At 58.9% G+C, this 21,514-nt stretch carries 30 protein-coding genes and 1 tRNA gene; 17 read left to right on the forward strand and 14 right to left on the reverse strand.

The features are described 5' to 3' along the window. From H8695_RS06990 to H8695_RS07015, 6 genes are all read left to right on the forward strand, one after another. The coding region (locus H8695_RS06990; RefSeq protein WP_249300277.1) for a TNT domain-containing protein at nt 1-981 on the forward strand (981 nt) is incomplete at its 5' end. 11 nt (nt 982-992) lie between these two features. Continuing rightward, nucleotides 993-1,409 (forward strand): Imm63 family immunity protein, encoded by a 417-nt coding sequence (locus H8695_RS06995; RefSeq protein ID WP_249300278.1) that lies wholly within the window; start codon nt 993-995, stop codon nt 1,407-1,409. 202 nt (nt 1,410-1,611) lie between these two features. Then, nucleotides 1,612-1,998: a hypothetical protein gene (locus H8695_RS07000; protein WP_249300279.1), complete on the forward strand. Its 387-nt coding sequence runs from the start codon at nt 1,612-1,614 to the stop codon at nt 1,996-1,998. Nucleotides 1,999-2,010: 12 nt separating this feature from the next. Further along, a complete protein-coding gene (locus H8695_RS07005) occupies nt 2,011-2,406 on the forward strand; it encodes a hypothetical protein (protein WP_249300280.1) in 396 nt (131 codons plus the stop codon). A gap of 264 nt (nt 2,407-2,670) precedes the next feature. Beyond that, on the forward strand, nt 2,671-3,087 hold the full coding sequence (locus H8695_RS07010; protein ID WP_249300281.1) for a hypothetical protein: 417 nt from the start codon (nt 2,671-2,673) through the stop codon (nt 3,085-3,087). Further along, nucleotides 3,084-3,419 (forward strand): hypothetical protein, encoded by a 336-nt coding sequence (locus H8695_RS07015; protein ID WP_249300282.1) that lies wholly within the window; start codon nt 3,084-3,086, stop codon nt 3,417-3,419. The genes H8695_RS07010 and H8695_RS07015 overlap by 4 nt, the downstream gene beginning before the upstream one ends. A gap of 343 nt (nt 3,420-3,762) precedes the next feature. On the opposite strand, the gene H8695_RS07020 is transcribed toward H8695_RS07015, so the two are convergent. From H8695_RS07020 to H8695_RS07035, 4 genes are all read right to left on the reverse strand, one after another. Then, nucleotides 3,763-3,839, reverse strand: a tRNA-Arg gene (locus tag H8695_RS07020). Between the two features lie 158 nt (nt 3,840-3,997). Further along, nucleotides 3,998-4,510, reverse strand: coding sequence for an ATP-binding protein (locus H8695_RS07025; protein WP_249300283.1), 513 nt, complete (start codon nt 4,508-4,510; stop codon nt 3,998-4,000). Nucleotides 4,511-4,528: 18 nt separating this feature from the next. Continuing rightward, nucleotides 4,529-4,987 (reverse strand): DUF3795 domain-containing protein, encoded by a 459-nt coding sequence (locus H8695_RS07030; protein ID WP_249300284.1) that lies wholly within the window; start codon nt 4,985-4,987, stop codon nt 4,529-4,531. 209 nt (nt 4,988-5,196) lie between these two features. Continuing rightward, nucleotides 5,197-5,565, reverse strand: a complete 369-nt coding sequence (locus tag H8695_RS07035) for a hypothetical protein (RefSeq protein ID WP_249300285.1) — start codon at nt 5,563-5,565, stop codon at nt 5,197-5,199. Nucleotides 5,566-5,635: 70 nt separating this feature from the next. Between H8695_RS07035 and serS the strand changes: the two genes are divergently transcribed. After that, complete coding sequence (gene serS / locus H8695_RS07040) at nt 5,636-6,913, forward strand: serine--tRNA ligase (protein WP_249300286.1); 1,278 nt, start codon at nt 5,636-5,638, stop codon at nt 6,911-6,913. 69 nt (nt 6,914-6,982) lie between these two features. On the opposite strand, the gene H8695_RS07045 is transcribed toward serS, so the two are convergent. The 4 genes from H8695_RS07045 to H8695_RS07060 are packed head-to-tail and all read right to left on the reverse strand — an operon-like array spanning nt 6,983 to nt 8,464. After that, nucleotides 6,983-7,141, reverse strand: coding sequence for a hypothetical protein (locus H8695_RS07045; RefSeq protein WP_249300287.1), 159 nt, complete (start codon nt 7,139-7,141; stop codon nt 6,983-6,985). 60 nt (nt 7,142-7,201) lie between these two features. Beyond that, entirely contained in the window at nt 7,202-7,414 is a 213-nt protein-coding gene (locus tag H8695_RS07050; RefSeq protein ID WP_249300288.1) for a hypothetical protein, read from the reverse strand. After that, entirely contained in the window at nt 7,411-8,079 is a 669-nt protein-coding gene (locus H8695_RS07055) for a hypothetical protein (protein WP_249300289.1), read from the reverse strand. Before H8695_RS07055 ends, H8695_RS07050 begins: the two co-directional genes overlap by 4 nt. A 13-nt stretch (nt 8,080-8,092) precedes the next feature. Continuing rightward, nucleotides 8,093-8,464 carry a hypothetical protein gene (locus H8695_RS07060; protein WP_249300290.1) on the reverse strand — a complete coding sequence of 124 codons (372 nt, stop codon included), beginning with the start codon at nt 8,462-8,464 and terminating at the stop codon, nt 8,093-8,095. A 111-nt stretch (nt 8,465-8,575) separates the two neighbouring features. Here H8695_RS07060 and H8695_RS07065 point away from each other — a divergent pair, with 111 nt between their 5' ends. Beyond that, nucleotides 8,576-9,106, forward strand: a complete 531-nt coding sequence (locus H8695_RS07065; protein WP_249300291.1) for a TetR/AcrR family transcriptional regulator C-terminal domain-containing protein — start codon at nt 8,576-8,578, stop codon at nt 9,104-9,106. A 49-nt stretch (nt 9,107-9,155) separates the two neighbouring features. Here H8695_RS07065 and H8695_RS07070 read toward each other — a convergent pair whose 3' ends face one another. From H8695_RS07070 to H8695_RS07085, 4 genes are read right to left on the reverse strand one after another with little or no spacing between them, the layout of a single operon-like run. Beyond that, nucleotides 9,156-9,590: a NifB/NifX family molybdenum-iron cluster-binding protein gene (locus H8695_RS07070; protein ID WP_249300292.1), complete on the reverse strand. Its 435-nt coding sequence runs from the start codon at nt 9,588-9,590 to the stop codon at nt 9,156-9,158. After that, nucleotides 9,587-10,042: a C-GCAxxG-C-C family protein gene (locus tag H8695_RS07075; protein WP_249300293.1), complete on the reverse strand. Its 456-nt coding sequence runs from the start codon at nt 10,040-10,042 to the stop codon at nt 9,587-9,589. The genes H8695_RS07070 and H8695_RS07075 overlap by 4 nt, the downstream gene beginning before the upstream one ends. Further along, entirely contained in the window at nt 10,042-10,866 is an 825-nt protein-coding gene (locus H8695_RS07080) for an Mrp/NBP35 family ATP-binding protein (RefSeq protein WP_249300294.1), read from the reverse strand. Before H8695_RS07080 ends, H8695_RS07075 begins: the two co-directional genes overlap by 1 nt. Continuing rightward, nucleotides 10,859-11,305, reverse strand: coding sequence for a DUF134 domain-containing protein (locus tag H8695_RS07085; RefSeq protein WP_249300295.1), 447 nt, complete (start codon nt 11,303-11,305; stop codon nt 10,859-10,861). Before H8695_RS07085 ends, H8695_RS07080 begins: the two co-directional genes overlap by 8 nt. Nucleotides 11,306-11,433: 128 nt before the next feature. Here H8695_RS07085 and H8695_RS07090 point away from each other — a divergent pair, with 128 nt between their 5' ends. From H8695_RS07090 to H8695_RS07100, 3 genes are all read left to right on the forward strand, one after another. Continuing rightward, nucleotides 11,434-11,964 carry a dihydrofolate reductase family protein gene (locus H8695_RS07090; protein ID WP_249300296.1) on the forward strand — a complete coding sequence of 177 codons (531 nt, stop codon included), beginning with the start codon at nt 11,434-11,436 and terminating at the stop codon, nt 11,962-11,964. 40 nt (nt 11,965-12,004) lie between these two features. Then, entirely contained in the window at nt 12,005-12,601 is a 597-nt protein-coding gene (locus H8695_RS07095) for a GNAT family N-acetyltransferase (RefSeq protein ID WP_249300297.1), read from the forward strand. Between the two features lie 268 nt (nt 12,602-12,869). After that, nucleotides 12,870-13,430 (forward strand): hypothetical protein, encoded by a 561-nt coding sequence (locus tag H8695_RS07100; protein WP_249300298.1) that lies wholly within the window; start codon nt 12,870-12,872, stop codon nt 13,428-13,430. A 37-nt stretch (nt 13,431-13,467) separates the two neighbouring features. Here H8695_RS07100 and H8695_RS07105 read toward each other — a convergent pair whose 3' ends face one another. Then, nucleotides 13,468-14,331 carry a LysR family transcriptional regulator gene (locus H8695_RS07105; RefSeq protein ID WP_249300299.1) on the reverse strand — a complete coding sequence of 288 codons (864 nt, stop codon included), beginning with the start codon at nt 14,329-14,331 and terminating at the stop codon, nt 13,468-13,470. A 111-nt stretch (nt 14,332-14,442) separates the two neighbouring features. Between H8695_RS07105 and H8695_RS07110 the strand changes: the two genes are divergently transcribed. Beyond that, complete coding sequence (locus H8695_RS07110; protein WP_249300300.1) at nt 14,443-15,012, forward strand: chromate transporter; 570 nt, start codon at nt 14,443-14,445, stop codon at nt 15,010-15,012. Next, entirely contained in the window at nt 15,009-15,554 is a 546-nt protein-coding gene (locus H8695_RS07115; protein WP_249300301.1) for a chromate transporter, read from the forward strand. Before H8695_RS07110 ends, H8695_RS07115 begins: the two co-directional genes overlap by 4 nt. Nucleotides 15,555-15,595: 41 nt before the next feature. Here the strand turns inward: H8695_RS07115 and cysK are convergent, their stop codons facing one another. Then, complete coding sequence (gene cysK, locus H8695_RS07120) at nt 15,596-16,528, reverse strand: cysteine synthase A (RefSeq protein ID WP_249300302.1); 933 nt, start codon at nt 16,526-16,528, stop codon at nt 15,596-15,598. Between the two features lie 133 nt (nt 16,529-16,661). Here cysK and epsC point away from each other — a divergent pair, with 133 nt between their 5' ends. From epsC to H8695_RS07140, 4 genes are all read left to right on the forward strand, one after another. Then, nucleotides 16,662-17,594, forward strand: a complete 933-nt coding sequence (epsC, locus tag H8695_RS07125) for a serine O-acetyltransferase EpsC (RefSeq protein WP_249300303.1) — start codon at nt 16,662-16,664, stop codon at nt 17,592-17,594. A gap of 161 nt (nt 17,595-17,755) precedes the next feature. Further along, nucleotides 17,756-18,532: a ParA family protein gene (locus tag H8695_RS07130; RefSeq protein ID WP_249300304.1), complete on the forward strand. Its 777-nt coding sequence runs from the start codon at nt 17,756-17,758 to the stop codon at nt 18,530-18,532. A gap of 237 nt (nt 18,533-18,769) precedes the next feature. Next, nucleotides 18,770-19,621: a ParB/RepB/Spo0J family partition protein gene (locus tag H8695_RS07135; RefSeq protein ID WP_249300305.1), complete on the forward strand. Its 852-nt coding sequence runs from the start codon at nt 18,770-18,772 to the stop codon at nt 19,619-19,621. Between the two features lie 35 nt (nt 19,622-19,656). Continuing rightward, entirely contained in the window at nt 19,657-21,390 is a 1,734-nt protein-coding gene (locus H8695_RS07140) for an ABC transporter ATP-binding protein (RefSeq protein ID WP_249300783.1), read from the forward strand. The last annotated feature ends 124 nt before the right edge of the window (nt 21,391-21,514 follow it).

A 21,514-nucleotide genomic window follows, 5' to 3' on the forward strand; every position in this document is an offset into this window, starting at 1 on the left:
GGCTTTGCCGTGGGCGGCCCCGCAGCGGCAAATGTGATCTTCTCCAGCAAAAACGCCGCGCAAACTGCCCATGAGATCGCCGGGCGCGGCGGTACTCCCGAACAGGTATTGTTGGGGGCTTCTACCGGCTTTCTGGTCGAAACCATAACCAATGCTGTGCCACTGGGACAACTCGGTAAGCTCACAACCGCAGCCAGCCAGTTGGAGTTTCAAGGGATGCTCGGCGGCATTCTCAAACAGGCAGGCCTGAGCTTCACCAGCACCAGCGCCGCAAGCGCCATGGAGCGCTTTGCCGATGACCAGATCATGGGTGGAAAATCCTATGTGAGCCAGATGGAACAGGAACTGCGCAAGCAGGGATACACCGCCGAAGAGGCACGGGACAGAGCTGCGCTGTGGAATTATATCGCCCTGCCGGCTATGAACGGAGCGTTGGGAGCGATGGGTTCGGTGGCAACTTCGATAGGGCTGATAACGATAGCGGGGCTGCGGGGCAAATATGCCCAGACCATTGCTCTCGATGACCAGCTCAACCAGATTCAACAGAACCAGCAAGACCTGCAGGACCCGCTTGCGCAGAGCCAGTCCGGTGATATAATGAAAGAAGATAAAGGGAAAAGCCCTCAAACAACTTCATGGTTCAACAACGATGGCTCTATAAACTATCCTCCAAACGATGGCGCTGTTTTAAACACAGAGCAGACAATATCTTTAAAACCGGGAACTGTTTTAGGCAGATATGGTCATATTGGTGATAACAGTAACTTTGTTACACAGGCTGGAGCAGATCCAGACAAATTATCATTACCACCTAATACTGATCCTGCGATCTATCAAGAATTTATTGTTGTAAAAGAGATACCACAAAGTGTACAGGCCGAAATAGCGGCATGGGGCAATTCTAAAGGTGGAGGATTACAATACAAGTTGCCTATGCCTATAAAGGAATTAATCAGACGAGGCTATATAGTGCCAAGATAGGAGTGAAAGATATGCTGAAAACACATCAATTGGAAAGAGAAATAAAAAATTGTATTTATGACGTGTTGCCGGGTGTCAACATGGAGCGATTTAAATTTTCTGTGGGTACAGATAATAGCCCAGAAGGAATATATATCTATAGTCAAGATGGCGCATATCATTGGATATTTACTGAGAGAGGAAAAGTGAGAGATCATAAAATTCTAAACTCTGAAGAGGATGTGCTGTGGTATGTTCTGGATGAGATTCTTTTTGATATTGCTTTAGATTTTGCAGAAAAAAATATGATAAAAGGAGAGGATTTTCGAAGACAATTATTTAAAAAAGAGATTGAATTATATTCAAAGTTTGGAGATTTTTTTAAAAAAAGAAAAATAGCTGAGATCGAGAAAATCTTAAAAAGCGATCCATATCGTGATACTCTATAAATGACTATAGGAAAAGAATAGTACTGCTATTTTTCCTTAAAAAACAAAAGAAATAATTCGTTGATTCTAAGAAAAGAGCGGCAAATCCGCTCTTTTCTGATCAATATGGCATAAAGAGAAGTGCCCCGAGTTGCGGGACTGCTATAAATGTTTTGGCATCACTACGAAGCTGTTCAGCTTAGCTTGTCACAGTAATGGTATAATGAATGGAGAGAAGTTGGATATTGGCAGTACGGCAGATGACTTAAAGCCCCCAGAACTAATGAAAGAACTAGAAAATAGCGAGGTAAAGTGTAACATTGACAAAGTAATTGCTATATCAAAAACTAGAGAAAATAAAATTATCTGGCTAGAAAAAGGAAATAGCCAATCAGGGTATACTCACATTGTGGAAAGACATTTAAACGATTTTGCAGAAAGAGGCATAGCCGATATTCCTAAATTTCTAAATAAAATACTGGAAACTGAGCCAGTAAAATCAGGGACAAATAAAAAAGGAAATTTTGCTGATTATGTTTTTAACGGTAAAAAGTTTAGACTAGCTTATGGTAATAATGGCTATATCGTTTCGTTTTATCCAATTGATTAAGGAGTGAATAAAATGTATGAGCTTTTAGAAATTTCTGAAAGTGCTGCTACACGGTTTTTAACATTAAAGAATATGGAAACAAATACAGTTGAGGAATGTTTTGACGATTCCGCACTGGTGAGCGACAAAAATTTTGAATTTATGAAAACTGGTCGGCAGTATGATTGCAAAATAAAACTGTTTGGAACGCCCGTTAATTCAAAAGTCCCCAACAGTGTAAACTGTAAGATACTCGATACCAATGTGGTGATTGGCAATACCCCCTTTGTTGAAGTTATCGTTAACAAAAACAAATATTATATAGTAAGACAAAAAGCAATGCGCTTTGAAAAAGAAGATTTTATAAGCTTTCTGTTTACACGAAAAGATCTTATTCAGGTTGACAGTGTCATTCATCCTGACCTATAGGAAAGAGAATTAACAAAAATGCAAACCGAGACTGTAATGCGTAAAAATGGATAGATGAAGTCAGGGAATTTGATGGGGAGGGATACCCCCACTAAAAGAGCTGATTCACAAGCCCATGAAAGAAAAAGATAAAAATATACAGAAAATAACATAGTTACAGAGGAGAAGGGAGCAATTTTTTGCTCCCTTCTCCTCTTTCTGAAAAACAGACAGGACCTACAGGACCAGCAAGACCTGCTTGCGTAGCATAAACCTGATGGTATAATGAATGGGGATGCAGTAGAACTCTCACCCAGATTTTTAAACAAACATGATCAGCTTTATAAAAATATCGAACAGGTCAAACCATTGGAGGGTTATCAGGATATTGTCTGCCATGGTGATGCATATGGTTTTGTAATCAGAAATGCAGATGGGGTAGAAACACATTTGACCTTAAGGGAATTCGGGGAGATTTTACAGCAGACACCCGGTTTTGAAAAAGGCAAGCCAATTCGACTGATGGCATGCGAGGCAGGAGCAGGCGACGGATTGCCAGCGCAATATATTGCTGATCTATTCGGGGTTGAGGTTCTTGCCCCAACTGATATTTTAATTGTTGCCCCAGATGGGACTATGAAGATTGGAAAAAACAACGATGGAGTATGGAAAAAATTTGAGCCGAGGAGGAAATTCCAGTGAAAGAACCGGAAAACTTCATTTGGATTGGTGAGACCAAAGAATTCGATGGGGATGGATATCCCTCGATAAAAGAGCTGATACACAAGCCTATAAAAGAGAAAGAAGCGGTTATTCAGTATTTAAAAAATGGAAAAGAGATTGGTTATGCCCCAGCTATTGTGAGAGATGTATTAAATCCGGAAGTACATCTTCCCTACTTGGAATTCATGCATGATGGGAAATATGGTTGGCGTTCTGATCTAATTTACTATGTAGAGAAATACGACATGGAGCTGCCTCAGGAGTTCATCGACCACGCACTGGCACAGATACAGGCAAAGAAAGAGAAATAAAAGAGAAAGAGAGCGGTAAAACCGCTCTCTTTTCTCTCTTATGGGTCAGCAGGCAGCAAAAACGCCGCGCAGACTGCCCATGAGATCGCCGGGCGCGGCGGTACTCCCGAACAGGTATTGCTGGGGGCCTCTACCGGCTTTCTGATCGAAACCATAACCAATGCCGTGCCGCTGGGACAACTTGGTAAGCTCACAGACGCAGCCAGTCAGCTGGAGTTTCAAGGGATGCTCAGCGGCATTCTCAAACAGGCAGGCCTGAGCCTCGCAGGGGTCATACAGCGGATGGCATTTTTTGCGCCAAAGGCAAAAAAAATGCCGGAGCAAAGTGGACTTTGCTCCGACGTGGTACGCCCAGAGGGATTCGAACCCCCGACCTTTTGGTTCGTAGCCAAACACTCTATCCAGCTGAGCTATGAGCGCGTACCGAGATAGCTCATCTATAATAACACAAAAGAATCGAAAATGCAACAGGTTGCCGCACTGTTTTTTCGGTGTGCGCAGCGAGCCGCCCCGAAGCATCCCGTCAAAGTCTATCAGTTAATCCTTTATCCCGGTTTCCCCGTGCGGGCTGCCCGCTCTCACAGCTCCAGGTTCACCTCATAGTGGTCGTCGATCCGGACACAGGGGTAGCCGTATTGCCGGCACAGCCTGTCATAGCGCGCGTTTTCGGCGAGCAGCAGCTCCACGGTGCACCACGAGTCGTCCGCGCGGCGCTCGATTGCGTGCGCGCGGCTTTTGATCTGTTCGAAGTGCTCCCGGATATAGCTCTCGCTCATCACAAGACAGCAATAGCGGATCTCGCGCAGATACTCCTGTGGGAAGTCCTCGTGCCAGCCAAAGGGAATGTAGCAGCCCTCTATGATGAGATTCTGCCCGTTCTCAATGGCCGTCTTTGCCATCTCGCGCACAATGGGCCACAGATATGCCTCGAGCTCTGCGTCCTCTTCGACCGTCAGATCGGTGTTGCCGCTTCGTATCAGCCCCATCTTCAGATGGTCGATGGAGAGATAGGGATATCCGTACCTCTCAAGGAGCTTCTGCGCCAGCAGCGTCTTGCCGGTGTGCGAAGCGCCCGTAATCAAAACAACCATACCGCGCAGTTCCCCCGGTCAGATTTGTCCGCCGCTGACGGCAGACCTCTTTTTGTACACAATGATCTGCGGGTCGCTGCCGCCGCAGCCGTACTCGCAGACCAGAAGATACTCTTCATCCGCCACCAGGCCGTAGCAGCGGTCGCTGCCCTCTCTCTCGAGCTGCCAGCCGAGATACACCCGGCTGTCGTCGAGCAGCTTGACTCTCTGGCCGTTCGCGAGCGGATACTCCAGATTGACATAGGCGCCGTTGAGCTGGCAGAGCTGTGTGACCGACGGCATATCTGCAATGCCCAGCGCGTTGAACTCCCGCAGCAGCTGTTCGCAGCACACGCGAAAGGCCTCTTCCCCGCCGGTCTTATAGCACTCGGCACAGACGCAGGCCCCGCCGAATGGGCGCCCGCCCGTCTTCGCGCAGCCGCCGCAGCTCTCCCGCAGGGCGCACGCCCCGCAGTCCGCACCGCACAAAGTCTCCATAGCCGCCCCTCCCCGATCCGTCAAAATTTTACTGAGTATGCCATGAGCGCGAAGCGATCACGGCATAAGATGTGGCCATATTTTTCAGCCGTCCCGCAGGGACTTGCCCCGCAAGGGGCGGGAGCCTGGCCTGAATTCCATATAATGGCCGCAACGCAGCTATCATATCATGAACGCAAAGCGATCATGATATGATGTGGCCATATTTTTCAGCCGTCCCGCAGGGACTTGCCCCGTAAGGGCAAGAGCACGGCCATTATATCACACGGAATCATCCGCTTCAACCGGGTGAATTTTGCCGCGTCGCCGCGCGGGCACTTGATTTTTCGCCGCCCGCCTGCTATACTGTGCATGAAATCCCGCGGGCGCATGATTATCGTCGTGCGGGGCAAGATAACCACAATCTGCGTCAGAGCGGGACTGTGGCCGCGGCGAACCGACAGAGAGCCGGTGGCTGGTGAAAACCGGCGGTGAGCGCGACCGTTCCACCCCGCGAGCAGGCGGCGATGAGCCGCAAGGGTGACGCCCTCTGCAGCGTCGGCGAGAGGCCGGGTCTGTCCCGGCAATTTGGGTGGCAACACGGAGACCTCCGTCCCATTTCGGGCGGGGGTCTCTTTTTTCACGAAAAATCAAAAGGAGGCGTTTTCCATGATTGACATCGCTCTCATCCGCACCAATCCCGAGCTCGTCAAGGAGAACATCAAAAAGAAATTTCAGGATCAAAAGCTCGTTCTGGTCGACGAGGTTGCCGAACTCGACCGGCAGTTTCGCGAGGCGCGCTCCAAAGGCGACGGCCTGCGCGCCAAACGCAACACGCTGAGCAAGCAGATCGGCGGTCTCATGGCCAGGGGCCAGCGCGAGGAGGCCGAGGCGGTCAAGGCCGAGGCTGCGGCCATCGGCCAGGAGCTCGTTGCGCTCGAGGCGCTCGAGGGCGAGCTCGAGGCAAAGATTCGCGAGCGCATGCTCGTCATCCCGAACATCATCGACGAGTCGGTGCCCATCGGCCGCGACGACAGCGAGAACGTCGAGGTCGAGCGCTTCGGCGAGCCCGCCGTGCCCGACTTCGAGGTGCCCTACCACGTCGACATCATGGAGCGCCTCAGCGGCATCGACCTCGACAGCGCGCGCAAGACCAGCGGCAACGGCTTCTACTATCTCAAGGGCGACATCGCGCGGCTGCACTCGGCGATCCTCTCCTACGCGCGCGACTTCATGATCGACCGGGGCTTCACCTACTACATCCCCCCGTTCATGATCCGCTCGGACGTGGTCACGGGCGTGATGAGCTTTGCCGAGATGGAAAACATGATGTACAAGATCGAGGGCGAGGACCTCTACCTCATCGGCACGAGCGAGCACTCGATGATCGGCAAATTCATCGACACCTTTTTGAATAAGGAGGAGCTCCCCCAGACCCTGACGAGCTACTCGCCCTGTTTCCGCAAGGAGGTCGGCGCCCACGGCATCGAAGAGCGCGGCGTCTACCGCATCCACCAGTTTGAAAAGCAGGAGATGATCGTCGTCTGCGAGCCGGAGGACAGCCCCGCCTGGTTTGTCAAGCTCTACACCAACACCGTCGACTTCTTCCGCTCGCTCGACATCCCCGTGCGCACGCTCGAGTGCTGCTCGGGAGACCTCGCGGATCTCAAGGTCAAGAGCATCGACGTCGAGGCCTGGTCGCCCCGCCAGAAGAAGTACTTTGAAGTCGGCAGCTGCTCGAACCTCGGCGACGCGCAGGCCCGCCGCCTGGGCATCCGCGTGCGCGGCGAGCGCGGCAACTACTTCGCCCACACCTTGAACAACACCGTCGTCGCCCCGCCGCGCATGCTCATCGCCTTTCTCGAGAACAACCTGCGCGCCGACGGCACTGTCGCCATCCCCGAACCGCTTCGCATGTACATGGGCGGCAAGGATCACATCGGCTAAATCGTATATTTTTGATTTAAATTTACAATATGTATACAAAAGAGCCCCCAAATGGGGGCTCTTTTGCCGTTACAGGTCGTCCGCGTCCTGCACCGGGACCTCGCGGCGGTTGACCGGCTTTCCGGTGTAGCTGCCGTTCGGGTCGGTTTCGGGGCTTCGGTTGCTCTCGACGAGCTCCTCCAGCCGCGCGGACAGTTTTTTGCCGCCTTTTTTCTTTTCGGGTTTCACAGCGATCACCTCACGGCTATTGTTCCACTGCGCGGCGGCTGTTATGCGCCGCAGACGCGCTCATTCGCGCGGCAGTCTCTGCTGTGCGGCGGCGTCTTTCAGGCGCTGTTTTGCCTGCTCCAAAGTCTCCCCGTCATGTAGGAGATAGCGCTCGACAAAGGCGTCTTCGATTTTGGTGTAGCCGCCGACTGCGGCGCGCTCGATTCTGCCGAATGTGTCGGTGACCGTCCGGGCAATTTTCTCATTTGTCTCGACAAGTTTGCTGCGCTTCACGCTCCTCCCCCCTTTCGCCCACTTCGCATCATCGCGCCGCCGAGCCCCACGACAAACAGGCAGACGGCGGCGCCGGTCAGTGTCATCATCGTGCGCGACTCGGCGCTGCTCACCGTGCCGAACGTGGCGAGCATGGACCGCTCCAGCGTCAGAACGGACACCGCGACCTCGGTGTAGCCGATGTTGCAGATCACCCGCAGCAGCGGCGAGGGATTCTTTCGCTGCTTCACGGCGCGGTTCACCGCAAGGGCGATTTTGGCAAACGTGTAGGTCGCAATGGTAATCATGACAATGGTTCCGTGCCCTGTTGCGATGCCCTGCGCCAGACTGATGTGGAGCATCCCCGCGAGCACTGCGCCCATGGGGACAAACAGCGCGCCCGACAGCCTCATCACAAACAGCTCGCCCGCGCCGCCGCGGCGCTCACACAGAATTGCGCCGAAGCGCAGCGTGCTCAGCATGACGTAGTAGACGCACATGGTGAGAAACCAGAGCGACCGCCCCATGACGCCGAGCACCCCGTTGTAGAGGGCGTACAACAGGTTGACGCCGAAGCTGATGCAGGCCGACAGCACCATTCTGCGGCGCTGCTGCACCACAAGATGCCCCCATGGCTGCCGGCTCACAGCGTTCACGGCGCGCTGCCGCAGTCCGGTGCCGCTCATCGCGCCGGACCCCTCATTCCCGGATGCCCCGCGCGAGTGCAATCAGGCCAACCAGCGCCCCAATGCCCACAAAGCCGATGAGAATGCCCACGGCCATGTTTCCCCACACCATGCAAAAGCACATGCCGACCCCGAGGGCCAGCGCGCCCGCAGCGCCGACCAGCGCGCAGAGCACGCCCCGGCCGGAGAACGAGACGGGCGGGCGGTGCTCCATCCGGCGCCAGACGAGAAGTGTGACAAGCCCGAGCACCAGCCCCGCCGCGCCCAGCGCGACGCCCGGCCGGAGGGCATTCCACTCCTCGATAAGCGCCATGCACATCCCGAGCGCGAACAGCATCCCGCTGAGCGTGCCCAGCACCATAGCTGCAAAACTGCTTTTTTTCATCAAAAACACCTCACTCAATGAATCAACACTTGTTGTTTTAATGCAAATTCAGTATACTGGTCTCACAGCACAAAAACAACCATCAATAATAAGACAGGTGTTGGATTAATCGTGAATACAAAGAACAACCGCCGCCGGCGCGAGTCGGTCGAGCGAATGGAGCGCACATTTGTCGAGCTTTTGCAGACAAGGGAGCTCGGCGAGATCACGGTCTCGGAGCTCTGTAAGAAATGCGGTCTGAACCGCAGCACGTTCTACGCCAATTTCGTGGACCTGTACGCGCTCGCCGACCACGTCCGCGAGCGCCTCGAGCAGGAGGTGAGCCGCCTGTATGAGGCGGAGGTCACGCAGGGCTTCAACAGCAACGACTATTTGAGACTGTTTCGCCACATCAGCGAGAATCAAATCTTTTACCGAACGTATTTTAAACTGGGTTATGACAATCAGTACAAAATTAAGGTGTATGACACCCGCCAGGCGCAGCGGGATTTTGACAACCGGCATGTGGCGTACCACATTGAGTTTTTCCGCAGCGGCTTCAACGCCATTGTGAAGATGTGGCTCGCCGGCGGCTGCCGGGAGACGCCCGAGGAGATGGACGAGATTCTGCGCAGCGAATACCGCGGCCGCGGGGAGCTTTAAGGCGCAAAAAAGCCGCCGGAACAGTTGTTCCGGCGGCTTTGCCGTCTCTTCAGTGGCTGCCGCACTGGCAGGTATGGCCCTCACCGTGGTCGTGGCAGTGGCCCTCGCCGTGGCCGTGGCAGTGGCCCTCGCCGTGCTCATGGCCGTGGTCGTGATGGTGGCCGCAGGTCACGCCGCCGTCTGTGAGCGTACCGGCGACATAGGCGCGCACCGCCTCGTCGGCAGGGCCCGTCACGCCGCTGACCGCCTTGATTCCCACAAAGCCGAGGCCGTTTCTCGCGCCCTCGCCCATGCCGCCGCAGAGCACAACCTGCGCGCCGTGCTCCTTGAGAAAGGGCGGCAGAGCGCTGTGGCCGTGCGCCGCGGTGACAAGCTCCTCACGGCCGGTGATGGCGCCGTCCTCCACCGTGTAGAGCAGAAAGCGCCCGCATTTTCCAAAGTGGCCGAAGACCTCTTCGGTCTCGGCTGCAACTGCAATCTTCATTTTGATTCCTCCCAATTTTCCTCCAGTATCCGCACCGCGCCAGCGACAAGCCGGGCGCAGGGGCGGCTGCTGTAATAGTGTGAATCCCGCTTTTCGGGCGTCGGCGGCTCCGCGCCGGCCCGGCCGAGAAGCTCCCGGCAGATGATGGAGCCGAACTGCGCCTCAAAGCGCTTACAGAGCGCCTGAACCCGCGCGTACTGCGCGGCTTTCCGGTCGGGGTCGGGACTGTCCGGCCCGTGGCGAAGGCCGTCGATGAGCAGCATCGATGTCACCGCCCCGCAGACCTCGCGCAGACGGCCCATGCCGGCCCCCATCGAGGAGGTCATGCGCAGCAGCGCCGAGCGCTCAAGCGGCAGATCGTCGGCAAACGCGCCCATGACCGCCTGCGCGCAGCTGTAGCCCTCGCCGAAGAGGGCAAGCGCCCGCTGCTCGCGCGCGCTCATCTCGCTCATCAGAGCGCCTCGATGGCGTCGGCGGCGGCCTCGAGGTAGTCGCCCTCGAACAGCTCGACCTCACCCGCGTCGCACTGGCGCGCGAGCGACGGGTCGATCGGAATCCGGCCGATCACGTTCAGGCCGTACTTCGCGGCATTCTCCTCCACGTGGCTGTCACCGAAGATTTTGACTTTTTTGCCGCAGTCCGGGCACTGGAAATAGCTCATGTTTTCCACAATGCCCACAATCGGGATGTTCATGATCTTCGCCATGTTCACGGCCTTGGCCACGATCATGCCCACGAGCTCCTGCGGCGACGCGACGACCACAATGCCGTCCACCGGCAGCGACTGAAACACCGTCAGCGGCACGTCGCCCGTTCCCGGCGGCATGTCGACAAACAGGTAGTCCACGTCCTGCCAGACCACGTCGGTCCAGAACTGTTTGACCGTGTTGCCGATCACGGGACCGCGCCACACGACCGGCGCGTCCTCCTGCTCGAGCAGAAGATTCACGCTCATCACGCGGATGCCGCTTTTGGTCTCCACCGGCAGAATGCCGAACTCACTGCCCTGCGCCTTTTCGTGCAGACCGAACACCTGCGGCATGGACGGGCCCGTGATATCCGCGTCGAGCACGCCGACCGACGCCTCGCGCCGGCGCATGGTCACCGCGAGCATGGCCGTCACCAGCGATTTGCCGACGCCCCCCTTGCCGCTGACCACGCCGATCACCTTTTTGATGTGGCTGTTGGCGCCCGGCTCCTCCAGAAAGCTCTGGGGCTGCTGTCTCGATTCGCAGTTCTCCCCGCAGGAGCTGCAATCGTGGGTACATTCACTCATGGTCTGATTCCTCACTTTTCCATTTCATACAGCCGCTGCACGGCCGTTTTTCACCGCATCCGCCGGTTGAGACGCTGTAGTTTCCCCCGCCGATGACGAGCGCCACACCCTGTGTGAGCGCCTGCGCCGTCTTTGCGCGCGCGCTGTAGAGCATGCGCTGAAGCGTCTGACGCGAGACCTCCATGCGCCGCGCCGCCTCATCCTGGCCGAAGCCCTCGAGATCGCACAGCCGCAGACTCTCCAGCTCCTCCACACTCATCACCAGCCCCTGCGGGGCCCCTGCGGGGCGGCTTTCCCCTGCGGGATAGCTACTCCCTGCGGGGCGGCTTTCCTCTGCGGTTCCAGTCGCTCCGGCACAGCCGGGCCCCGGCGCAGCCGGAAGAAAGCACCGGCAGACCGGCTCCATACAGACCCGTCTGCACTTTGGCACACGTGCCATCGTCTCACCTCCCAAATGGGCGTATGCCCATATTATAAGCCCGGCCGGCTGACCTGTCAAGGCCGTTTGTTGCCAAGTGTCCGCCGCTGTGCTACACTGTTTGGCAACAGCGGGAAAGGAGATTTTATATGAGACGCGTGACGCTCTATCTCGGCATCAGCCTTGACGGCTTTCTCGCCGACCGCAGCGGCGGGGTGGACTGGATGACAGGCGAAGACCCCGACGCCGGCGACGCAGGGGCCTACGACCGCTTTGTCGCCGGTGTCGACACGGTGGTAATGGGGTGGAACACCTACCGCCAGATCACGGAGGAGCTCTCCCCCGGCCGCTGGGTCTACGGGGGGCTTACAAGCTATGTCATCACGCACCGGCGCCTGCCCTCGACGCAGGAAATACACTTTGTGGACGAAGACCCCTGCGCACTGGTGCGCCGGCTTCGCTCGCAGCCCGGGCGGGACATCTGGATCTGCGGCGGCGCCGGCGTTGCCCAGCCGCTCATCGCGGGTAATCTGATTGACCGCTATCAGCTCTCGCTTCTTCCCATTGTGCTGGGCGGCGGCATTCCCCTCTTCGGCCGCACCGACGCGCCGCTGCCGCTGCGGCTCATCGGCTCAAGCAGCGTGAACGGTATTGTCGAGCTCACCTATGAGCGGCGCTGATACAGCGCGGGCGCCCCGTTTGCAAACGGAGGAAAACGCCATGAAGATCAGAGCGGCAAACCAGGCCGACCTGGAACTTCTGTGCCGGTATGACCGGCACATCTCCCGCGAGGAGCTCATCCACGCCATCGCCCGCGGCAGAGTCTATCTCGCCGAGGTGGATGGCCTCTTCGCCGGCTGGCTTCGCTACCAGTTGTTCTGGGACAACACACCCTTTCTCAATATGCTGTTTCTTCTAGAAAACCAGCGGGCGCAGGGCTATGGAAGAGCCCTTGTTTCGCACTGGGAGCAGCAGATGCGGGCACTTGGCTACACCTGCGTCATGACTTCAACCGCCTCGGACGAATATGCGCAGCACTTTTATCTGAAGCTTGGCTATCGGACCATCGGCGGATTCACGCCCGCCGGCGAATCCTATGAAATCATTCTGGCAAAGTCTCTTTACCCTCCGGCTTGCGCCGGGCCACCACATGCGGTGGAGCAGCCACCTGCGGTGGAGCAGCCACCTGCGGTGGGGCAACCACCTGCGGTGGGGCAACCACCTGCGGTGGGGCAACCACCTGCGGTGGGGCAACCACCTGCGGTGGGGCAACCACCTGCGGTGGGGCTATATGGATATTCCACAAAGCCCGAATGAAAAAACAATACTGCCGTCCCGCCAGGGCCTGCTGCCCCGCTAGGGGCCTGCCGCCCCGCTAGGGGCCTGCCGCCCCGCTAGGGGCCTGCCGCCCCGCTAGGGGCCTGCCGCCCCGCTAGGGGCCTGCCGCCCCGCTAGGGGCCTGCCGCCCCGCTAGGGGCCCTGTGAACAAATTTCAACATTTTTGTAAACAGTGGGCGGTTTTGCTTCCATTTGCCGATTCCTGCGCTACAATAGAGTCAGACACATTCCTGGAAAGGAGAATCCCATGCGAACCATGCTCCACTCAGCAGGCGCCCTTGCGCTGCTCCTGCTCATTGCCGCGCTCACCGGCTGCGCGGGTGCGGCCTCCCCGCCGGCTGCCCGCACCGAGGCCGCCATTCCGGGACAGAAGCTCGACAATCCTCTGACTCAGACCGCCGCGCAGGCGGTGGAGGGCACCTCGATCAGCGATCTGATGGCCGCTACTCTCGGCTGGCGGGAGAATGATCTCACCGCCGAGCTCGGCCCCGGAACGCCGACCGAGATCACGGTCAGCGACGAGACGGTCGTCACCGCCCGCGCCTACGAGGGCACCCTCTTCGGCTGTCGGGCCGAGTCGACTTTCTCCTTTGACGGCGACCGGAAGATTGATTTGATCACCCACGCGCTGCCCACCACGTTTGAGACACTGCGCGAGGATCTTCGTGAACTATTCGGCGGCGACGGCGAGCAGACCCCCGCCTCGGACGACGAGCCCGAAACCGTCCGCTGGCAGGTGGAAAAGGCCTGCTACACCCTGACCAACATGCAGTCGGACAATGTTCTGCTGCAGATAACGCTCAAATAGAAGAGCGCGGCGATGTTCGCCGCGCTCTGTTTCTGTCTCACAGCAGCCCGAGCAGCGTTTCAAGCGCCGGGGACAAACGCTTGTCCCTGTGCCACACAGCAAACATCTCGTTTTGCAGCGAAAGCCCACGCACCTCCACCTGCGCGAGTCTGCCCGTGCACAGCTCCCCGTCAAGCATCCCCTGCGGCAGCACAGCGATGCCAAGCCCGGCTCGGGCCGCCTCGAGCAGCGCGGCGGAGTTGACACTCTCCCACACGGGGTCTGCTGTGTAGCCAAGGCGCAGAAGCTCGCTGTCAAGCGCCTCGCGCACGGCACTGCCCGGCTCGCGCAGCAGAAGCGGCTGCTCGCAGAGCTCACCAGGATCGAGTACACGCCCGGCGAGCGGGTGGCCGGGCGCACAGACGAGCTTGAGAGCGTAGCGGGAGAATGGACGGCAGACAAACGGCCCCTGTGGGCGTGCGCCCTCGAGCAGAGCGAGATCTGCTCTCCCCTCGCGCAGTGTGGTCGTGGCCTCGCCCGCGCTCACCACCCGCACCCGCACCGGCACTGCGGGCAGGTACTGTTCAAAGCGGCGTAGCGCATGGGGAAGATGCAGCGCCGCGATGGTGATACTCGATACGATGTGTACCGGAGCACGCTGTTCAAGGTGCGGCAATCGGCTCTCGAGCGCCTCACAGGCCGCCAGAATCGGCATTGCCTCCTCGAGCAGAAGTCGCCCCTGAGGGGTCGGCTCCACACGCTTGGCATATCGGTCGAACAGCACTGTGCCCGCACTCTGCTCAAGCTCCCGTATGGTATGGGACACAGCGGACTGCGTGAGATACAGCCGCCGGGCTGCAGCGGTAAAGCTACCTGTCTCACATACGGCCCGCAGCACCGTGAGCTGACGCAGTGTGAGCATGCCCTCTCCTCCAGTCATGAATTTTATTCATGGATATTGCAAAATTATATCGCTTTTCAGATTTCTTTGCAAGTGATATGATGAACGGGCTTGTTTGAGAGGAGAGAAAACATGAGAGAAAAGTGGAAGCTCTGCTGGTGGCTTGCCAGAACCAATCTGTTTATCAGTACATTCACCTTTGGCGGGGGCTATGTGGTCGTGCCGATGGTGCGCCGGTACTTTATTGAAAAGCACCACCTGTTCACCGAGCAGGAGCTCGCCGAAATGGCGGCCATCGCCCAGTCCACCCCGGGGGCGATCGCGGTGAATCTGGTCTCGCTCGCGGGGTACCGAGTGGCTGGGCGGGTCGGCATGGTGCTCAGCTGCGTCTGCGCGGTCATCCCGCCACTGGTTATTCTCGCGGTGGTGTCACTTTGCTATGCGGCGGTCATCTCCAACACATTGGTCGCCGCAGTGCTGCGGGGTATGCAGGCGGGCGTAGCTGCTCTGATTGTGGACTTCGCCGTGGACATGACTGCCATGATACTGCGTGAACGCTCACCGCTGCTCACTGCCCTTGTCGTCGGCTCGTTTGTTGTGAGTACATTTACCCGCGTCAACATCATTCTGGTGCTGATGGCGAGTTGTCTGCTCTGTGCGGCGCGGGTCTGGACAGCGCGCAGAAAGCAGGCGCTGCGATGAAAACGCTCTTTTCTCTGCTGACCGTCTTTTTCAAAATCGGTCTGTTCAGCATCGGTGGGGGCTATGCCATCATCCCGCTGATTCAGTCGCAGGTGGTTGACCAACTTGGCTGGGTCTCCCAAAAGGTGTTTACCGACATCATCACCATCTCACAGATGACTCCCGGGCCGCTCGCCGTCAACGCCTCGACTTTCATCGGCATCCAGATTGCCGGCATTCCCGGTGCTCTGATCGCGACAGTCGGCTGTGTGGTCTCGGGCATCTGCATCTCGCTTGCACTGTATCTGCTCTTTCGGCGGTTCAACCGCTCGGCCTATGTACTGCAGGTTCTCAGCGGTCTCAAGGCGAGTTCGCTCGGGCTGATTCTCTCGGCCGCAGTTTCTCTTTTGCTGCTGGCCTTTGGCAGCCCCGTCGGGACACTGCCCTTTGACTGGGTAGCGGTGCTCGTCTTCGGCGGCGCCCTCTTTGCGTTGCGCCGGTGGAAAATCAATCCCATTCTCATGATGGCGCTCACCGGCGTCATCGGCATACTGATCTACTGAGGTAAAGGGCGCGCGGCGATGGGCCGCGCGCCCTTTTGATTCTATTCGGTGTAGAGGCCGGTTGAGAGATAGCGCTCACCTGTGTCGGGCAGCAGCGTGGCGACGACCTTGCCCCGGTTTTCCGGCCGCGCGGCGAGCGCAGCGGCGGCCGCTGCCGCGGCGCCCGACGAGATGCCGACCATCAGCCCCTCGGTTCGCATGAGCTCGCGGCTCGCCGCGCGGGCGGCAGCCGTGTCGATAGGAATGATCTCGTCGATCAGTGAGCGGTCGAGCACCTTGGGCACAAAGTTTGCGCCGATGCCCTGTATGCCGTGCGGTCCGGGCTCGCCGCCTGCGAGTACGGGAGACTCGGCGGGCTCCACCGCGATGATTTTGATCTCCGGCAGCTTCTCTTTGAGATAGCGCCCGGTCCCGGTCAGCGTACCGCCGGTGCCGACCGTGGCGACAAAGAAGTCGATCTCCCCGCCCGCGTCGCGCAGCAGCTCGGGCCCTGTGGTCTCATAGTGGGCGCGGGCATTTGCCGGGTTATCAAACTGGCGCGGGATAAATGCGTCGCCGAGCTCGTGCGCAAGCTGCTCCGCGCGCTCAATGGAGCCCGCCATGCCCTTTGCCCCCTCGGTGAGCACCACCTCGGCCCCGAGCGAGCGCAACAGGTCAACCCGCTCGCGGCTCATGGTGTCCGGCATGGTCAGAATGATGCGCCGCCCCTCGAGCGCGCAGAGAAAGGCAAGGCCGATGCCCGTGTTGCCGCTCGTCGGCTCGACAACGGCCGTGTGTGCGCCGAGCAGACCGTCTTTTTTCGCCGTCTCGAGCATAGAATAGGCTGCGCGGTCCTTGGCGCTCCGCATGGGGTTGAAACTCTCGAGCTTCGCGAGAAGCTCGGCTTTGCACCCGCGCGCCTCACCGAAGCGCGACAGGCGCAGAAGCGGCGTGTTGCCAATGAGCTGGGTCAAATTGTCCGCAATCTGTTTCATTTCATACTCCTTTTTATGGCTGTGAATCTATTCTATTCCAACCATACTCCCAAATACTCTCATTGACAAGATTTTTTCGCGGGTATACACTAACAAAGTATCAAAATACCCGGCCCCGGCCGGAGGAAAGGATGTGTTTGTCATCAGTATCCACGAGTGGCTCAAACGGGACTCCCTCTCGCTCGCCGAACAGCTTGTCGCCATCAACGATGAGCAGATTCTGCAAAACCACATCAGCGGCTTCGGCATGAAGAAGAAGATCGTCGACACCATCTTCACTCTGCGCGCGTCGCTGTTCCCCTCCATCTACGAGAAGGACACCACCAACCACGCCTTTTTGCAGACCGTCGTCAACCGCCGTCTCTGCGAGGCTGCCATCTCCCTGCGCACCAACATCGAAGAGGTGCTGCGCAACATCTGCGAACGCGAAAACAAGGGGGCGAACGACTGTACCGTCTGCAGCGACCGCGCGGATGCGATCACACAGGCCTTTATGAGTAAGCTCGGCGACATTCGCGAGAAGCTCTCCTCCGACATCGAGGCCGCCTACAACGGCGATCCCGCCGCGCGCTACTTTGAGGAGATCGTGCTCAGCTACCCCTCCATCGAGGCCGTCACCATCCAGCGCATGGCCCACGAGCTCTATCTGCTCGGCGTGCCGCTGATTCCGCGCATCATGACCGAGTACGGTCATGCCACCACCGGCATCGACATCCACCCCGGCGCGCAGATCGGCGACCACTTTTTCATCGACCACGGCACCGGCGTCGTCATCGGTGAGACCTGTGTCATCGGCAACAACGTCAAGCTCTACCAGGGCGTGACGCTCGGCGCGAAGAGCTTTGAGCTCGACGCGGACGGCAACCCCGTCAAGGGCATCAAGCGCCACCCCAACATCGAGGACCGGGTCATCGTCTACTCGGGCGCCACCATTCTCGGCGGCGACACCACCATCGGCCACGACTCGGTCATCGGCGGCAACGTCTGGCTCACCCAGTCGGTTCCCCCCTACTCCAAGGTCTACCAGCCCCCGTTTGATCCGGTCATCAAGCCCGGCTCACTCTAAACCTGCGACCCCGGTTGTTTCACGTGAAACAGCCGGGGTCTTTCTCTGTCGGGAGTGTTTCACGTGAAACACCCCTTTGAAAAAGCGGCTCGCTATAGTATAATAGAGAGAGCCACCGGCCGCCCGCCGGTGGGATCAACACAGAAATGAGAGAACAGCGAATGGGTAAAATCATCGCCATTGCCAATCAGAAAGGCGGTGTGGGCAAGACCACGACCGCCATCAACCTCTCCGCCTGCCTTGCGCAGAGCGGCAAGTCCGTGCTGCTCGTCGACATTGACCCCCAGGGCAACACCACAAGCGGCGTGGGCGTCAACAAGAAAGACCTGCCCCGCTCGAGCTACGACATGATCATCGGCCAGTGCCCGCCCGACAGCGTCGTGGTGCACACGGCGGTGAAGAATCTCGACCTCATCCCCTCCAACGTCAGTCTGGCCGGAGCCGAGATCGAGCTTGTCGATCTCGGCAGCCGCGAGGGGCAGCTCAAGCGCAGCCTCGGGCTTCTGCGCCACAAGTACGACTTTCTGTTCATCGACTGCCCGCCGTCTCTGGGGCTGCTGACCATCAACGCCCTCACCGCGGCCGACAGCATTCTCATGCCCATTCAGTGCGAGTTCTTCGCGCTCGAGGGGCTTTCCCAACTGATGAACACCGTGCGGCAGGTCAAGCGGGTCTACAACCCCGCCCTCGCAGTCGAGGGGGTTTTGCTGACCATGTTCGACGGCCGGCTGAATCTGACGCTTCAGGTCACCGAGGAGGTCAAGCGGTTCTTCCCGGGCAAGGTCTTCAAGACTGCCATACCGCGCAACGTGCGCCTGAGCGAGGCGCCGAGCCACGGCGTGCCCATCACACTCTACGACAGGTACTCGCGCGGGGCCGACGCCTATCAGGCGCTGGCCAAGGAGTTTCTCAAAAACAACAAAAAGCCCCGCCCCTAGGTGCCTGCGGCACGGCAGTGCCTGGCGGGGCGGCAATATTATTTTTTCAATCGGGCTTTGTGAGACATTCAAATTGCTCCACCGCAGGTGGTTGCCCCACCGCAGGTGGCCATCGCAGAGCCCCTGGTGGGGCGGCAATATTATCTTTTCAATCAGGCTTTGTGAGACGTTCAAATGCCCCACCGCAGGTGGTTGCTCCACCGCAGGTGGCCATCGCAGGTGGAAAAGGAGATTGTGATGAAAAAAGGACTGGGCAAGGGACTCGATTCCCTGTTTGCCGACAACACCATGGATATCAGCGTCGAGACCGGCGTCAAGACGCTGCGGCTCTCTGAGATCGAGCCGAACAAAAACCAGCCCCGCAAGGACTTTGACGAGGACGCGCTCGGCGAGCTCGCCGACTCCATCGCCGAGAACGGGGTTCTCTCCCCGCTGATCGTGCGCCCGCTCGAAAACGGCCGCTACCAGATCATCGCGGGCGAGCGCCGCTGGCGTGCGTCGCGGCTGGCGGGCCTTGCCGAGGTGCCCGTCGTCATCATGGAGGCCGACGACCGCCGCACCATGGAGCTTGCGCTCATCGAGAATCTTCAGCGCGAGGATCTCGGCCCGCTCGAGGAGAGCGAGGGCTACCAGCGGCTGGCCGCCGACTTCGGCCTGACCCAGGAGCAGATCGCAAAGCGGGTCGGCAAGTCCCGCCCGGCGGTGGCGAATGCCCTGCGTCTGCTCGCGCTGCCGCGCGAGGTACTCTCGCTTCTGCGCGAGGGCGCGCTCACGGCGGGCCACGCGCGGGCTCTTCTGGCTCTGCCCGACGACGACGCCCGCCGCGCCGCGGCCGAGCGCATCGTCAAGGGTGAGCTCAGCGTCCGCGAGGCCGAGCAGCTCGTCAAGCGGCTTTTGAAGCCCGCGCCGGCCGCCGAGCCTGCGCCGCGCGAGAACTACGCGCTCGCACTGCAGAGCAAGCTCGAGCAGAGCCTCGGGCGCAAGGTGCGCCTCGCCCCGCGCGGCAAGGCGGGCAAGCTCGAGCTCTACTACACTGACAACGACGACCTCGCGGAACTGCTCGCCCGCCTCGGCGTCGACAACGACTGAAAAGGCAGGCGATTTCTCCCTTGACCAGAGACCAGATGAAGCGCAGCGGCACTCTTCGCATCTTCGCTTCCTACTATAAGCCCCACCTGAAGCTCTTTGTTCTCGACATGGTCTGCGCGCTGTGCATCTGCGCGGTGGATCTGCTCTTCCCCGTCGTGTCCCGCTACGCCATGCAGTCCCTGCTGCCGGGGCGTCTCTTCGGCGCGTTCTTCGCCGTGATGGCCGCGCTCGCGGGGGCCTATGTGCTCAAGAGCGTGTTCTACTACGTCGTCACCTACTGGGGGCACCTGCTCGGCGTGCGCATGGAGGCCGACATCCGCCGCGACCTCTTCTCCCACATGCAGCAGCTCTCTTTCTCCTTCTACGACAAAAACCGCACCGGCCAGCTTATGAGCCGCGTCACGGGCGACCTCTTCGAGATCACCGAACTCGCCCACCACGGGCCGGAGGACCTGTTCATCTCCGCCGTGACCATCCTCGGCGCGTTCGCGATCATGCTCACCATCCAGTGGCAGCTCGCCCTTGTGGTGTTCGCGGTCATCCCGCTGTTTCTGCTCTTCACCACGCTGAGCCGCCGGCGGATGATGAGCGCCTCGACCGCCGTCAAAGAGAAGCTCTCGGGCATCAACGGCGAGGTCGAGTCCTCCCTGTCCGGCATGCGCACCGCCAAGGCCTTTGCCAACGAGGCCGCCGAGAGCCGCAAGTTCGCCGCCGCGAACGACGAGTTCCGCGGCGCCAAGCGCGGCTACTACCGCACCATGGCGCGCTACATAGCGGGCATGGAGTTCTTCATGGGCTTTCTGCCCGTGGTGGTCATTGCCGTCGGCGGCGGTCTCATCATGGCCGGCCGCATGGACTTCATTGACCTGACCACGTTCACCCTCTATGTCACCACATTCATCACGCCCGTTCGCAAGCTCTCGGCCTTTGTCGAGCAGTACATGCAGGGCATGGCGGGCTTCAAGCGCTTTGTGGAACTCATGCGCGTCGAGCCCGACATCAAGGACGCTCCCGATGCTGTGGAGCTGAAAGACGTCAGAGGCGACATCCTCGTCGACGACGTCACATTCCGCTATGACGCGGAGCCCGTGCTCGAGCATGTGACGCTCCATGTGCGCCCGGGCGAGACCGTCGCGGTTGTCGGCCCGTCGGGCGGCGGCAAGTCCACGCTCTGTCAGCTCATCCCCCGCTTCTACGACGTCACCGACGGGCGGGTCCTCGTGGACGGGCAGGACGTGCGCACGCTCACACAGCACTCTCTGCGCGGGCAGATCGGCATTGTGCAGCAGGATGTGTTCCTCTTCGCCGGCACCATCTACGACAACATCCGCTACGGCCGGCCCGACGCCACCGAGGCTGAGATCGTCGAGGCCGCCAGGCGCGCTGAGATCTACGACGACATCCTCGCCATGCCGGACGGGTTCCAGACCCAGGTCGGCGAGCGCGGCGTCATGCTCTCCGGCGGGCAGAAGCAGCGCGTATCCATCGCGCGCATTTTTTTGAAGAACCCGCCCATCCTCATTCTCGACGAGGCGACAAGCGCGCTCGACTCGGTCACCGAGGCGCGCATCCAGTCCGCTTTCGACGACCTGGCACGGGGCCGCACCACCCTCATCATCGCCCACCGGCTCTCCACCATCCGCTCGGCCTCCCGCATCGTCGTCATCGACGGCTGCTCCATCCGCGAAGAGGGCACTCACGAGGAGCTTCTGGCCCTGGGCGGCGAATACGCACAGTTGTATGAAGCTCAAAAATCAGTTTCCGTATAATATTAAGATTGAGAGAGGGCGCTCCGCCGCGGCGGAGCGCCCTCTCTGCGCAGCCGGAAGCGCCCGCATGACGGGCGGGCAGCACGAACTCCAGCTGGTTTCTCACGCAAAAAAAGAGCGGACG

The sequence above is a fragment of the Feifania hominis genome (assembly GCF_014384765.1).
Lineage (GTDB): Bacteria > Bacillota > Clostridia > Oscillospirales > Feifaniaceae > Feifania > Feifania hominis.